A 14042-nucleotide genomic window follows, 5' to 3' on the forward strand; every position below is an offset into this window, starting at 1 on the left:
CGCGATGATCGCCGACAAGGCCGACGCGGTCGTCGTCCCGGTCCGCATCGAGGGCGCGCAGCGCTCGCATCTCAGTTATCTCAAGAATGGCGAGATCAAGCGGTCCTGGTTCCCCAAGGTGACGATCTCGATCCTGCCGCCGGTGAAGCTGCCGATCAACCAGTCGCTCAGGGGCAAGGCGCGTCGCAATGCCGCCGGCGCCGCGCTCCAGGACGTCATGATCGACGCCATGGTGCAGAACGCGATGCTCGACCAGACGCTGTTCGAGGGCCTCGGCCATGCCTATCGCGACCGCGACACCGGCAAGCCGATCATCGAGGACGCGCTCGGCACGAAGCTGACCTATCGCAAGCTGATCCTCGGTGCGCAGGTGCTGAGCCGCAAGCTCGAGCAGGGCACCGCCGTCGGCGAGAATGTCGGCGTGCTGCTGCCGAACTCGGCGGGCGTCGCTGTCGTGTTCATGGCGCTGCAGACCATCGGCCGCGTGCCGGCGATGCTCAACTTCTCGGCAGGTCCAGTCAACGTGCTGGCCGCGATGAAGGCGGCGCAGGTAAAGACCGTGCTGACTTCGCAGGCTTTCATCGAGAAGGGCAAGCTCGACAAGCTGATCACGGCGATGGCGGGCCAGGCGCGCGTCATCTATCTCGAGGATGTCAGGGCCGGCATCGGCCTCGGCGACAAGATCGCAGGCTTCCGCGCCGGCATCGCGCCGCGCGTCGCCCGTGAGGCCAACGATCCCGCGGTCATCCTGTTCACCTCGGGTTCGGAAGGCACTCCGAAGGGTGTCGTGCTGTCCCACCGCAACATCCTCGCCAACGCGGCGCAGGCGCTGGCGCGGGTCGATGCCAATGCCAACGACAAGGTGTTCAACGTCCTGCCGGTGTTCCATTCGTTCGGTTTGACCGGCGGCATGATGATGCCGCTGCTCGGCGGCATCCCGATCTTCATGTATCCGTCGCCGCTGCACTACCGGATCGTGCCCGAGCTGATCTACCAGACCGGCGCGACCATCCTGTTCGGCACCGACACCTTCCTCACCGGTTACGCCCGCTCGGCGCATGCCTATGATTTCCGCACGCTGCGGCTCGTCATCGCCGGTGCGGAAGCAGTGAAGGAGCGCACGCGGCAGATCTATATGGAGCGCTACGGCATCCGCATTCTCGAGGGCTACGGCGTCACCGAGACCGCGCCGGTGCTGGCGATGAACACGCCGATGGCAAACCGCCAGGGCACCGTCGGCCGCATCTCGCCGCTGATGCAGTACCGCCTCGATCCGGTCCCCGGCATCGAGGAAGGCGGCCGCCTGTCGGTGAAAGGTCCGAACGTGATGCTCGGCTACCTGCGCGCCGAAAACCCCGGAGTGCTCGAGCCGCTGCCCGAGGGCTGGCACGACACCGGCGATATCGTCACGGTCGACGCGCAGGGCTTCATCGCGATCAAGGGCCGCGCCAAGCGCTTTGCCAAGATCGCGGGCGAGATGGTCTCGCTCTCCGCGGTGGAGACGATGGCATCGGCGCTGTGGCCGCAGGCGATGTCGGTTGCGGTCTCGATCCCCGATGCGCGCAAGGGCGAACGCATCGTGCTGCTCACCACCGAGAGGAACGCCGACCGCGCCGCGATGCAGCGCCAGGCCAAGAGCGTCGGCGCGTCCGAGCTCGCGGTGCCTGCCGACATCCGCGTCGTCGACAAGGTGCCGCTGCTCGGCACCGGCAAGACCGACTATGTCGGCGCCACGGCGCTTGCGAAGGAACTCGCCGCAGCGCCTGCGGTGCAGGCCGAGCCCGCTGCCGAGGAGGGCGGGCCGGAGCAGCTCGAGCAACACGTCGCATGATGGTTGTGCTTTTCGGGAGCATGTTGTCAGATAGTCGGCAACTGCTCCCGAGAAAGCACGATCATGCTGGACAAACTGAACCCGGCTACCGAGGACGCGCCTGAACTGATAGCCGAGCGCTGGATCGGTGCGCTGGATGCGGCGCTCGCGAACCGCTCCGCGAATGCTCTTTCCGCGCTGTTCGCGCCTGAGAGCCACTGGCGCAACATCTTCGGCATCTCCTGGCATTTTGCGACGTTCAGCGGGCGGCAGCGCGTCGTTGCCGAGCTGCTCGCGCGTGCTGCCGCGGCGAACGCGCGTGAATTTCGTCTCGATGACCGTGCCTTGATACCGCGGCGCGCCGTAATGGCCGGATGCGAGGTGATCGAGGCGGTCTTCACCTTCGACACATCGAACGGCCCCGGCATCGGCGCTGTCCGCCTGCTGAGCGGTGCGGATGGAAATTCCGCGGCGTGGACGTTCTCCACGATGCCTGACTTCGATCGCATCTGCGACATCAGCGCCAAACACGCCATGGAGGAATCCCACGCGCGCGATTTCGCCGCCCCCGACTGGCTGGAGCAGAGGCAGGCCTCGCGCGCCTATGCCGACCGCGAGCCTGATGTGCTTGTTGTCGGCGGCGGCCACGCCGGCATCGCGGCTGCCGTCGAGTGCAAGCGGATCGGGCTCGATGCCCTGATCGTCGATCGCGAGCGGCGTGTCGGTGACAATTGGCGGCTGCGCTATCGCGGCCTCAAGCTGCACAACAAGACGCCGGTCAATCTGTTTCGTTACCTGCCGTTCCCACTGAGCTTTCCGGACTACATCCCGAAGGACAAGATCGCGAACTGGCTGGAAAGCTATGTCGACATCATGGAGCTCGACTTCTGGACCGAAACCTCGTTCGAAGGCGCGCGCTATGACGATGCGACGCAACGCTGGACGGTGACGCTGCGACGAGCCGATGGTCCGCGCACGCTGCACCCGAAGCACATCGTGCTCGCGACCAGCGTCAGCGGCACGCCGAACATCCCCGTCATCCCGGGCATCGAGCGGTTCGCTGGCCGTGTGCTACATTCCAGCGCGTTCGCGGCAGGACGCGAATGGGCCGGGCGCTCGGTGATCGTGTTCGGTACCGGCACCAGCGCGCATGACATCTGCCAAGAGCTGCACGCCGCGGGCGCCAATGTCACGATGGTTCAGCGCAGCCCGACCATGGTGGTCAATGTCGAGCCGGCGCAACTCTACGACAAGACCTATCTCGGCGACGGTCCGACGATCGAGGTGCGCGACATCCTCAATTCCGGCGTGCCGCTGCCGGTCATGAAGATCGCGCACAAGATCATCACCGACGAGGTGAAGCGGCTCGATGCACCGTTGCTGTCGCGGCTTGAGCGCGCCGGCTTCCGGCTCGAATTTGGTGAAGACGGCACCGGCTGGCCGCTGAAATTCCGCTCCCGCGGCGGCGGCTACTACTTCAACGTCGGCTGTTCCGAATTGATCGCCGACGGCAAGATCCGCCTGATTCAGGCCGCCGACATCACAGGCTTCACCGCCGATGGCCTCGCGCTGAACGACGGCACGTTGCTCGCCGCCGAGCTGTTCGTGCTCGCCACCGGCTACAAGGGCCACGATCATCTGCTCGCAAAACTGTTCGGCGAGGACGTCGCAGCGCGCGTCGGCCGCGTCTGGGGCTTTGACGACGCGACGCAGGAGCTGCGCAACATGTGGACGCGCACGCCGCAGCCCGGCCTCTGGTTCACCGGCGGCGCCTTCTCGCAGGCCCGCATCTACAGCCGCTTCATCGCGCTGCAGATCGCCGCGATCGAGGCCGGCGGCCTTTCCAAGCATCTGACCTGAACTTGAACTAAAGGATTCCCATGCCGCTTCCGCTCGACCCCGTCATTGAGAATATCATCCCGCTGCTGCCGCTGCGCGATCCCACAACCATGACGCCGCAGAGCTGCCGCGATTCGCTCCGTGCGCTGGCCGAGGCGCGCAAGGCGGTGCCGCCGCCGCCGGTCGATGTGGCGCGTGATATCGAGATCGCTGGCGCGGCGGGAAAGCTCGGCGCGCGGCTCTATCGCAACGGCAGCGGCACGGCGCCGACCGTGATCTTCTTCCACGGCGGCGGCTGGGTCGCCGGCGATCTCGAGACCCATGACCGACAGGCCCGCAACCTCGTGATCGAGACCGGTGCGGTGGTGATCTCGGTCGACTACCGCCGCCCGCCGGAGACGCGCTTCCCCGGCGCGTTCGAGGATGCCTTCGCCGCGATCCGCGACGTGATCGCGCGGCTCGGTGAATTCGGCGGCGATCTCTCCCGCGTCGGTGTCGCCGGCGATTCCGCGGGCGGCAATCTCGCTGCCACCACCGCGCTCGCCTGCCGCGACGCCGGCATCAGGCTCGCCGGGCAATTGCTGGTCTATCCCGTCACCGACGTGGTCGGTAGTTTTTCTGATCCTGCCGAGAACGCGAATTTTCCATCGCGTGCCGAGAATGCCGAGGGCTACTTCCTGACGCGGGCGACGATGCAGTGGTTCGCCGGGCATTATCTCGCGAATCCCGCGCAGGGTTCTGACTGGCGCGTCTCGCCGCTGCGCGCGAAGTCTCTCGCCGGTGTCGCGCCGGCTGTCGTCACGACAGCCTGGTTCGACCCGCTGCGCGACGAGGGCCATGCCTACGCCAAAGCGTTGCAGGCGGCCGGCGTGCCGGTGACGTATCACTCCGGCGAGGGCCTGATTCACGGCTACTTTGGCCTCGGCGATGCGTCCGAGGCCGCGCGCGCCGAGGCGCAGCGTGCGCGGGCGGATTTTCGGGTGTTGTTGGAGAGGGGTGTGTAACCTCCGCGTTGTTGGAGGAGGAAGTCCAACCTCCTCGTCGTCCCGGCGAAGGCCGGGACCCATAACCACCGCAGCCTGTTGTTGCAGCGGGCTGCGGCCCCGGCTTCGCCCGACACGAGCATTCGGGGTAATGGGTCCCGGCCTTCGCCGGGACGACGCTGGGGATATTTTCAGCCTTGAATCACATCCCTCAATCATTCCCGATCGTGTCGCCGAACAGCTGCCAGGTCTCGCCGTTGAACTTTTGCAGCCGCATCGCCTCGACCGGGAAATAGTCGGTCGGTGAGGTCTTCACCTTGATGCCGGGCAGGAACATCGGCAACGCGATGTCGAGGTTGGCGGCCTGCTTCATGATGTTCTCGTGGGTGAGGTCGTCGCCGCATTGCTTGAGCACCTGCACCGTCGCCTCCGCCACCACGTAGCCGTAGACGATCAGCTGGTCCTGCAGATTGCCGTCCGGGAAGTACTTCTTCATGAAGTCCTGCCAGGCGATCACGTCCGGATCCGTCTTCCATTGCGGGTCGTTCGGATCCTTCAGCGAGTAGGACGAGATGATGTCCTTCGAGTATTCGAAGCCGGCGGGCTTCAGCACCGAGGATACCGAGGTCGAGGTCGCCGCGAGGAAGAACATGTCGGGCTTCCAGCCGATCTCACCGATCTTCTTGATCGCCTGCGCCGCCTGCTTGGGGATCGCGTGCATGAACAGCACGTTGGCGCCGGAGGCTTTCAGCTTCACGATCTGGCTGTCGACCGTGGGGTCCGTCGATTCATAGGTCGTCTCTGCCACCACCATCTTGGCGGTGTTCTCCGGCCCCAACCCCTTCTTGAAGCCGTTGCCGTAATCCTTGCCGGCGTCGTCGTTCTGGTAGAACAGCGCGATCTTCGCGTCCGGCTTGTTGGTCAGCACATATTTGGCGTAGACCGCGGTCTCGGCCTGGTACGACGGCTGGAAGCCGATCGACCACGGATAATGCGCATAGTCGCCCCACAGCGTGGCGCCGGCTCCGACGAACAGCTGCGGCACCTTCTTGTCATTGAGATATTTGCGCACGGCAAGGCCGGTCGGCGTGCCCAGCGGATTGAGGATCGCGGCGACTTCCTCCTGCTCGACCAGCTTACGGGTCTGCTCCACCGTCTTCGGTGGCGAGTAGCCATCGTCGAGCGTGATCAGGTTGATCTTGCGCCCGTTCACGCCGCCCTGGTCGTTGATCATCTTGAAGTATGCGGCCTGCACCTTCGCAATCACGCTGTAGGCCGACGCCGCGCCCGAGAATGGCGAGGTCTGTCCGAGCTTGATCTCGGTGTCGCTGGTACCCGCGCCATATTTCTTCTCGGCGGCGTGCGCCTGTGTCGCGAGCGCAAGCGCGAGTGCTGCCGTGATGGCCTTCCAGATCATCGTGAGCCTCCCTGTGGCTTTTTTGTTTTGTTCGCGAGGGAGAGCTTACGCAGGTCGAGGGAGGCAGGCTTGCGATGAGACGCCGGGGCAGGGATGCGAAAATGCGGCGGGGCTGACTATTATTGCCGTCGTCCCGGCGAAGGCCGGGACCCATTACCCCAACTGCTTATGTGGTGCGACGCTGGGGCGACATTCGGCGGGTAACGGCAAAGACTAGTGGTAATGGGCCCCGGCTTTCGCCGGGACGACGATGATGAGAGAGCGACGCCCCTCAGCGATACCGCACGCTGCCGGTGGTGACCGGATCGGTCGGCAGCACGGTGGCGCCGGCTCTACTGGCGGCGGCGGAGGTGATCATGCCGGGCTCGGCCGCGGCCTGCACATCGCGGGGCGGGGTGAATTCGAGGATGACGAGGACTGCCGTGGCCAGCACCGCCACGGCGGCGGTTGCGAGCGCAGGCACCAGTCTTCCGCGCGTTTCGGCTGCGCGAACTTGCATTGACCAATTCCTTTATTGGGGTCGTTCTTTGGACGTGATGTAAGAACGGCCAGGCTTCTTCCCAAGAGTGCGGCGCACATGCCTCACAATCAGTTGTGCCGGCCGTGATGTCCCTCACGGTGTTCGAGACGATGCGGGCTTGGCCTGCGTCGAATCGCATTCGTGTCGGACGGCTTGTTTGCACACCATGAGTTGGAAGAGATCGTGGCGTTTTGCATGCGCCTCATGCGCTCGTGATCGATCGCGTGAGGTTGTGATTAATGGCGCAGCGACACGCCGTTTTTGCCGTGATTTAGAGGCTTTCTTCGTTGTGCGAGGCGCGCGCGTTAAGGCTTTCTTCACGCGCTCTCGCCGCATCAAGCAGAGATTCGTGTGATGTGCGCGTGGTGGAAGCAATGACACCGCTGTCATTGGCAACAGCTGTCAGCGGGCCTGTCGCAAGCATCGCGGCGCCGTCATTGCGAGAAGCGAAGCGACGAAGCAATCCATCTCTCCCCGCGCGATGCGATGGACGATTTTACTTCACGCGTCATTGCGCAAAGAAGAATCCACTCACGTGCCGCACATGCACGTCGTGGTCGGATCGATTCACCTATCAGACAGCGGGAGAGAGCGTGCGCGCGTCATCTCGCGGCGCGATCGGCCCAGGCCTTGCGGCAGCTTGACCCTCGCTGATGGAGCAGGGAGCGCTAGATGCCAGCACGCACCCGTGGGTCCCGAGCAACAATTGGGGTGTCGGGAAAGAGGAATATTTTCTCTGCAAGGACTGGGTAGGCTGTGTCGCGTGGAAATTGTTGGTGAGATTCGCTTTCTGGCGCGTCGCGCGGCACCCTGGAACAAGCGCTGCGGCTCCGACTTGATGCAGCGGGCTGGTTACCGGCCTGCACGGCCCTGCAATTTCCTGCCCCCAAAGCCAGGGCCGTGCACTCCGGGGCGGGCAAATCCCTTCAGTCGATTTCCTTCGCTGTGTTCACTAGTGCACCGTCCGGCCACGCCCCGCAGGCGTACTGTGGGTGATCACCGCGCGCATATCCGGCACTGCCGGTGACCGAGAACGCCAGTCGCGCTCCCGCCTTCGGATGGAATGGAGCAGCGTGATGCAGAACAGCCTTCCCAACCCGCGCCGATCCCCGGAGCAACGCCAAGCGGATGAATCGATCCGCCTCCGCGGCGAAGCCCGCGTCATGCCCCCCGGCGTCGCACGCGACCGCCTGATCCGCATGGCCCGTCAGGCCGAGACCGCCTCGCACATCAACGCGTGGGTGATGTCGCCGGGGCTGCGGTCGCCGAAGTGAGACGGGCGATGGCGCGATCCGGCCTGTCCTCGCGACGCGTTACAATCTGGAGCGCGTGATCCGGCGGCGGCTGCGCGATCGGTGAATTCGACGGGGCTGGTCGTGATCGCGCAAGCACTCCGTCGCTCGATGCAGATTTAGGATTGCGAGACGACCGCGTGCATTTGCGCGGCGCGACCGGCCGAGGTGGTGCGGCAGCTTGATCCTCGCTCGTGATGCAGAGCGCGCAGGGAGCGCCGGCGAGGCCGGACATGCTTGTCGCCGCGCGCGCAACAACTTTCATGTTTTGCAAAGTGGACACCAGCCGCAAGGGCGTTTCAATGCTCAAGCGCTATCGCCAAGGGGATCGGGTAAGATCACTTTGAGGTCTTGTCGGCCGATTATCACACCCACTGCTTTTGGGTGGTTCCGACTGACGAGACTATCGATCGATTTTCATTACAGAGCGTGCATCGGTCCTTACAGCAAGGACTAGAGCTTTTCTCGCCGCTGTACCCGGTGCATGCCAAAACAAAAACGGCCGGGTCATCGACCCGGCCGTTCAAAACTCTCTCCGCGTATTCCGCTTTCGCGGCTTCGCTCAGCTCGCCTTCTTCACGAACACCGGCTTGCCGACCTTCTTCTCGATCGCGCGCTTGAGATCCAGCGCACGGGGCGACAGCACTTCAGCCTTGGCCTTGATCAGGTAGGCGTCGAGGCCGCCATTGTGGTCGACGCTCTTCAGCGCGTTGGTCGAGACGCGCAGGCGCACGTTGCGGCCGAGCGCATCCGAGATGAAGGTCACGTTGGCCAGGTTCGGCAGGAAGCGCCGCTTGGTCTTGATGTTGGAGTGGCTCACCTTGTGGCCCGTCTGGGGGCCCTTGGCCGTCAGTTCGCAGCGCCGGGACATCTTACAAAATCCTTATTGCATCCCCGCTTCCGGCGGCACGTGCGATCACGCGGCCCGCGCGGGGGTTTTGAATTCGCGTCCATTTTCCAGGAACCGCGGGTGTATAGGGGGAGAATACCCAAGCGTCAAGATTATATCGCCGCATAACCGTACCGGGAAATGGCGGTTCATAAGCGCTACCAGCCACTTAACGGCGGATATGGCAACCATATAAAGGGCGTATTCGGCTGCAAGTCTTGGTTCCATAACAGATGCGCGTGTTGTCCGGCCGAATTGAAGGACCAAATGGACAACGAACAGAGCGCCGATAGCAGGACCGTCAGGTAGGTTAAGTGACGACCGCCATTGCCCTTTTGCCCCCGCTCGGCCGGCTCATCGGCCTGTGCGCCGGTGCCCTCTTGCTGTTTTGCGCCGAGCGCGCGAGCGCGCAGGGGCGGCTCGACGCCCAGTATGAGGCGACGCTGGCCGGTATCCCGGTCGGCAAGGGCAGCTGGACCATTGAAATCGGCGACGACAGCTTCTCGGCCTCGGCCCAGGGCGGCACCGCGGGCCTCTTGAAGGCGTTCTCCGGCGGCAGCGGCGGGGGCGCCTCGCAGGGCCGCGTCGTCAACGGCGCGCTGGTTGCCTCCTCCTACACTGCGACCACCACCACATCGAAGAAATCCGAGACGATCCGGATGGTGCTGGCCAATGGCGGCATCAAGGAATCCACGATCGAACCGGAGCCGCCGGTTGATGCCGACCGGCTTCCCGTGAGCGACGCGCAAAAGAAGAACGTGTTCGATCCGATGACCGGCTCGTTCCTGCGCGCGCCCGGCAATGCCGAATTGATGAGCCCGGATGTCTGCCGCACCGGCGCCGGCGTGTTCGACGGCCGCATGCGCTACGACCTCAAGCTGGATTTCAAGCGGGTCGAGATCGTGAAGGCCGAGCGCGGCTATCACGGTCCGGCGCTGGTCTGCGCGCTCTATTTCGTGCCGATCGCGGGCTATATCCCGGATCGTCCTGTCATCAAATATCTCGCCGCCCAGCGCAACATCGAGATCGCCTTCGTGCCGATCGCGGGCACCCGCCTGCTGGTGCCGTTCCGCATGACGATCCCGACCCCGCTCGGCCAGGCCATGCTGGAAGCCACCTCGTTCGTCACCACAGCCGCGCCGCCGCGCGTGGCGAAGACGCAGTAGGGATTTCGTTCGCTGGTATGCTGCCCGACCGTCACCCTGAGGAGCGCGTAGCGCGTCTCGAAGGGTCGACGGCCACCGGCCGGGCCGTGCATCCTTCGAGACGCCGCTTCGCGGCTCCTCAGGATGACGGGTCTGAAGGGGTGATAGCCGGCGGAATGCAACAAACGTCACCGGAATCCAGTTGACTCTTGCCGGCTTCTGATTCGACTCGTCCGCCTCTGGAATTTAAGGAATTCAGTCCGCATATCCTGTGCTTGTGGAGGCCTTTCAAACTTGATCTAGTGCCGCCGCCGTCAGCCTGCCCGAGATGTTGCGGTGAACGTTTCAGGTCTGGAATGGAGTCACCGATTCGGCCGCGATTCGTTCTAGACTCGTTCCGAAGCTTAAGGGCGGCGCAGAAAGCGTCGCATTGTGAGACAGATTCGCCTCAGATGATGCCCATGATCGATCAGTTTCCGGATTTCCGCGTCATTGCGAGGAGCGCAGCGACGAAGCAATCCATCGTGCCGATGCGCACGCGAAATGGATTGCTTCGCTTCGCTCGCAATGACGGCTGACAGCCGCCGGACAATAAAAGAAACACCTGCAAAATATGGCTTTCTCAACTTCGTTCGGAAATGACCGCGTGCCCGGCGCAGGCGTCACTGCGGTGCTGGGGCCGACCAACACCGGCAAGACGCATCTCGCCATCGAGCGCATGCTGGCGCATTCGTCGGGCCTGATCGGGCTGCCGCTGCGGCTGCTCGCGCGCGAGGTCTACAACAAGGTCGCGGCTCGCGCCGGCGTCGACAATGTCGCGCTGATCACCGGCGAGGAGAAGATCAAGCCGAAGGCGCCGCGCTTCTGGGTCTCGACTGTCGAGGCGATGCCGCGCGATCTCGATGTCTCGTTCCTCGCCGTTGACGAGATCCAGATCGCGGCCGATCTCGAACGTGGTCACGTCTTCACCGATCGCATGCTCAACCGCCGCGGCCGCGACGAGACGCTGCTGCTGGGTGCAGCCACAATGCGGCCGATCATCGAGCGGCTGTTGCCGGGCGCTTCGATCGTCACGCGGCCACGGCTGTCGCAGCTCGAATTCGCAGGCGATCGCAAGATCACGCGGCAGCCACGTAGAACAGCAATCGTCGCGTTCTCCGCCGATGAGGTCTATGCGATCGCCGAACTGATCCGCCGCCAGCATGGCGGCGCGGCCGTGGTGCTGGGCTCGCTCTCGCCCCGCACGCGCAATGCGCAGGTCGAGATGTTCCAGAATGGCGACGTCGATTATCTCGTCGCCACCGACGCGGTCGGCATGGGGCTCAATCTCGACGTCGATCACGTCGCCTTCGCCTCCGACCGTAAATATGACGGCTATCAGTTCCGCCGGCTGACGCCGGCCGAATTCGCGCAGATCGCGGGCCGCGCCGGCCGCGCCACGCGCAACGGCACCTTCGGCACGACGGGCCGCTGCGCGCCGTTCGAGCCGGAGCTGGTCAATGCGCTGCAGAACCACACCTTCGACAGCGTCAAGATGCTGCAATGGCGCAACGCCAAGTTGGACTTCTCCTCGCTCGGCGCCTTGCAGGTGTCGCTGGCGCTGTCGCCCAATCATGAGGCACTGACGCGGGCCCCGGTGGCCGAGGACCTGCGGGTGCTCGAACATGTCGCACGCGACGCCGAGGTGCGCGAATTCGCGCATGGGGCGGCCGCGGTGGAGCGGCTGTGGGAGGCCTGCCAGGTTCCGGACTACCGAAAGCTGGCGCCGGCCGCCCATGCCGAACTCGTGACCACGCTGTATGGCTTCCTGATGCAAAAGGGTCGTATCCCTGACGCATGGTTTGCCGCCCAGGTCGACCAGGCCAACCGGACCGACGGCGATATCGACACGCTATCGGGCCGGATCGCGCAAATCCGGACCTGGACCTTCGTTGCCAACCGGCCCGACTGGCTCTACGACCCGGACCACTGGCAGGGGATCACGCGCGATCTCGAAAATAAATTATCCGATGCGCTGCATGAACGGCTCACGGAGCGTTTCGTTGACAGGCGGACCAGTGTATTGATGCGCCGCCTGCGGGAGAACTCAGTTTTGAATACGGAAATTGGCAAGACCGGTGAAGTGATCGTGGAAGGCCACGTGATCGGCCGGCTCGATGGTTTCACCTTCGCACCTGATGCGGCCGAGGCCGGCAGCGACGCCAAGGCGCTGCAAGCCGCTGCCCAGCAGGTGCTGGCGCGCGAGATCGATACGCGTGCCGAGAAACTGGGCGCCGCCCCCGACGAGCAGTTCGTGCTGACCTCCGACGGCACCATCCGCTGGACCGGCGATGCGGTGGCCAAGCTGGTGGCCGCCGATGACGCGCTGCATCCGCGGCTGCGCATCATTTCCGACGAGCGGCTGACCGGCGCCTCGCGCGAAGCCGTGCAGACCCGGCTCGATCTCTGGCTCAAGACGCATATCGAAAAGCTGCTTGGGCCGTTGTTCGAACTATCCAAGGCCGAGGATATCCAGGGCATCGCCCGCGGCATCGCCTTCCAGCTTGTCGAGGCGCTCGGCGTGCTCGAGCGCAGCAAGATCGCGGCCGAGATGAAGGATCTCGACCAGCCCTCGCGCGCCGCGCTGCGCAAATACGGCGTGCGCTTCGGCGCCTATCACATCTATTTCCCGCAGCTCCTGAAGCCTGCGGCACGCTCGCTGGCGTCGCTGCTATGGGCCGAGAAGCAGAGCAATGTCGACATGGGCGCGCTGTCGAATGTGCAGCATCTCGCCTCCAGCGGCCGCACCTCGTTCCCGGTCGACAAGGCCCTGCCGCGCGACGGCTATCGCGTGCTCGGCTATCGCCAGTGCGGCGAGCGCGCGGTGCGCGTCGATATCCTTGAGCGGCTCGCTGATCTGATCCGTCCGGCGCTGGCCTGGCGCGAGACCTCGCCGGGCGAGAAGCCCGCTGGTGCGTTCGATGGCCGCGGCTTTGTCGTCACCCAGGCGATGACCTCGCTGACCGGCTCCGCTGGCGAGGACTTTGCCTCGATCCTGCGCGCGCTGGGCTACCGCATGGACCGCCGTCCGCCGCTGCCGCCGAAGGCTGTCGAGGTTGCGCCGGCTGAGAGTGCCGAGACCATCGCCGCCGAGACGCCGCCGGTCGAGACGACGTCCGACGCCGCCGCAGACGCGCCGGTCGATGCCGCCGCCGAGGTGGTGGCCGATGCGCCGGAGGCCGCCGCTGCGCCCGAGGCCGAAGCCGCCGTCGACCAGCCGGTGTCCGGCGATCCCGCGCCGTCCGCTGCGCTGCTGCCCGACGTCGGCTTTGCCGAGGTGGCCGCCAGCGAGGCGACGCCGGTTGTCATCGAGGCCCAGCCCGAGCCCGTGGCAGAGGTTGCCGCAGAGCCCGCTGTCGCCGAAGAACCCGCGCCTGAAGCGCCCGCTGCCGAAGTTGCAGCCCAGCCCGCGCCTGCCGTGGAAGCCACCGCGGAGACGCCGCCCGAGGCTGCTGAGGCACCGTCAGAGCCCGCCGCCGACGCGCCTGCGGAGGCCGCGAGCGCTGACGCAGCAAGCGCCGAGGCCGCGCCTGCTGCTGCAGAGACGCCGGCCGAGCCGCAAATGGTCGAAGTCTGGCGTCCCGGCGGCCGCTCCGACGAGCGCCGTCCGCATCATCGCGGCCACGATCGCAATCGCGGCCGTCATCAGAACAAGCCCGCCGAGGGCGCACAGGCCACGGAAGGCGGTGGCGAGGGCGAGAAGCGCGAGCATCATCGCCGGCCGCGCCGCCACCAGGATTTCCGCGTGCCGCGTCCAGCCGCGCCCGCTGACGGCGCTGCGCCGGTTGCTGCCGCGCCGGCCGATGGCGCGCCGCGCGAGGACAAGGGCCAGCGCCGCGAGCGCTTCGAGGGCAAGGGGCGCGATCGCGACAATGAGCGTCGCCGCGACAACAAGTTCGGCGGTGGTGGTGATCGCAAGGGCGGTGATCGTGATCGCGGCGGCCGTGATTTCGGCAAGGGCGGCCGCGACAAGCGCGAGGGCGGCCCGTCGCATCGGCCCTACGCGTCGAGCGCGCCGCGCGAGCGCGACCGTCCGATCGATCCGAACTCGCCATTCGCCAAGCTCGCTGCCCTGAAAGAGCAGCTCGCCGGCCGGAAGGAATAATCC

Annotated in this window: 10 protein-coding genes; 6 read left to right on the top strand and 4 right to left on the bottom strand. The window is 65.3% G+C overall.

Translation table 11 applies throughout. From position 1 onward, the window contains the following. The 3 genes from BraRD5C2_RS24095 to BraRD5C2_RS24105 all read left to right on the top strand — a co-directional run. Window positions 1-1831, top strand: a 1831-nt coding sequence (locus BraRD5C2_RS24095) for an AMP-binding protein (protein WP_223972175.1), incomplete at its 5' end; no start/stop codon positions are given. A gap of 63 nt (window positions 1832-1894) precedes the next feature. Then, window positions 1895-3670 carry an NAD(P)-binding domain-containing protein gene (locus BraRD5C2_RS24100; RefSeq protein ID WP_223972177.1) on the top strand — a complete coding sequence of 592 codons (1776 nt, stop codon included), beginning with the start codon at window positions 1895-1897 and terminating at the stop codon, window positions 3668-3670. Window positions 3671-3690: 20 nt separating this feature from the next. Next, the gene (locus tag BraRD5C2_RS24105) at window positions 3691-4653 is read left to right on the top strand and encodes an alpha/beta hydrolase (RefSeq protein ID WP_223972179.1); all 963 of its coding nucleotides are present in this window, start codon (window positions 3691-3693) and stop codon (window positions 4651-4653) included. A 190-nt stretch (window positions 4654-4843) separates the two neighbouring features. Here BraRD5C2_RS24105 and BraRD5C2_RS24110 read toward each other — a convergent pair whose 3' ends face one another. From BraRD5C2_RS24110 to BraRD5C2_RS24120, 3 genes are all read right to left on the bottom strand, one after another. After that, window positions 4844-6049: an ABC transporter substrate-binding protein gene (locus BraRD5C2_RS24110; RefSeq protein WP_223972180.1), complete on the bottom strand. Its 1206-nt coding sequence runs from the start codon at window positions 6047-6049 to the stop codon at window positions 4844-4846. Between the two features lie 271 nt (window positions 6050-6320). Beyond that, on the bottom strand, window positions 6321-6548 hold the full coding sequence (locus BraRD5C2_RS24115; protein WP_223972181.1) for a hypothetical protein: 228 nt from the start codon (window positions 6546-6548) through the stop codon (window positions 6321-6323). Between the two features lie 292 nt (window positions 6549-6840). Next, window positions 6841-7032 (bottom strand): hypothetical protein, encoded by a 192-nt coding sequence (locus BraRD5C2_RS24120; protein ID WP_223972182.1) that lies wholly within the window; start codon window positions 7030-7032, stop codon window positions 6841-6843. 613 nt (window positions 7033-7645) lie between these two features. Between BraRD5C2_RS24120 and BraRD5C2_RS24125 the strand changes: the two genes are divergently transcribed. Beyond that, window positions 7646-7843, top strand: coding sequence for a hypothetical protein (locus BraRD5C2_RS24125; RefSeq protein ID WP_223972183.1), 198 nt, complete (start codon window positions 7646-7648; stop codon window positions 7841-7843). Window positions 7844-8423: 580 nt separating this feature from the next. Here BraRD5C2_RS24125 and rpmB read toward each other — a convergent pair. Continuing rightward, window positions 8424-8732, bottom strand: coding sequence for a 50S ribosomal protein L28 (gene rpmB, locus BraRD5C2_RS24130; RefSeq protein WP_092120029.1), 309 nt, complete (start codon window positions 8730-8732; stop codon window positions 8424-8426). A gap of 353 nt (window positions 8733-9085) precedes the next feature. Between rpmB and BraRD5C2_RS24135 the strand changes: the two genes are divergently transcribed. Beyond that, entirely contained in the window at window positions 9086-9916 is an 831-nt protein-coding gene (locus BraRD5C2_RS24135) for a DUF3108 domain-containing protein (RefSeq protein ID WP_374708043.1), read from the top strand. Window positions 9917-10508: 592 nt separating this feature from the next. Next, window positions 10509-14039, top strand: a complete 3531-nt coding sequence (locus BraRD5C2_RS24140) for a helicase-related protein (RefSeq protein WP_223972184.1) — start codon at window positions 10509-10511, stop codon at window positions 14037-14039. Window positions 14040-14042: the final 3 nt, after the last annotated feature.

Source organism: Bradyrhizobium sp. RD5-C2 (assembly GCF_019972155.1).
GTDB lineage: Bacteria > Pseudomonadota > Alphaproteobacteria > Rhizobiales > Xanthobacteraceae > Bradyrhizobium.

Excerpts from the sequence above, each read along its gene's own strand:
- BraRD5C2_RS24115 (WP_223972181.1), bottom strand. The coding sequence starts at position 6,548 with ATGCAAGTTCGCGCAGCCGAAACGCGCGGAAGACTGGTGCCTGCGCTC.
- BraRD5C2_RS24125 (WP_223972183.1), top strand. The coding sequence starts at position 7,646 with ATGCAGAACAGCCTTCCCAACCCGCGCCGATCCCCGGAGCAACGCCAA.
- rpmB (WP_092120029.1), bottom strand. The coding sequence starts at position 8,732 with ATGTCCCGGCGCTGCGAACTGACGGCCAAGGGCCCCCAGACGGGCCAC.
- BraRD5C2_RS24105 (WP_223972179.1), top strand. The coding sequence starts at position 3,691 with ATGCCGCTTCCGCTCGACCCCGTCATTGAGAATATCATCCCGCTGCTG.
- BraRD5C2_RS24100 (WP_223972177.1), top strand. The coding sequence starts at position 1,895 with ATGCTGGACAAACTGAACCCGGCTACCGAGGACGCGCCTGAACTGATA.
- BraRD5C2_RS24140 (WP_223972184.1), top strand. The coding sequence starts at position 10,509 with ATGGCTTTCTCAACTTCGTTCGGAAATGACCGCGTGCCCGGCGCAGGC.
- BraRD5C2_RS24110 (WP_223972180.1), bottom strand. The coding sequence starts at position 6,049 with ATGATCTGGAAGGCCATCACGGCAGCACTCGCGCTTGCGCTCGCGACA.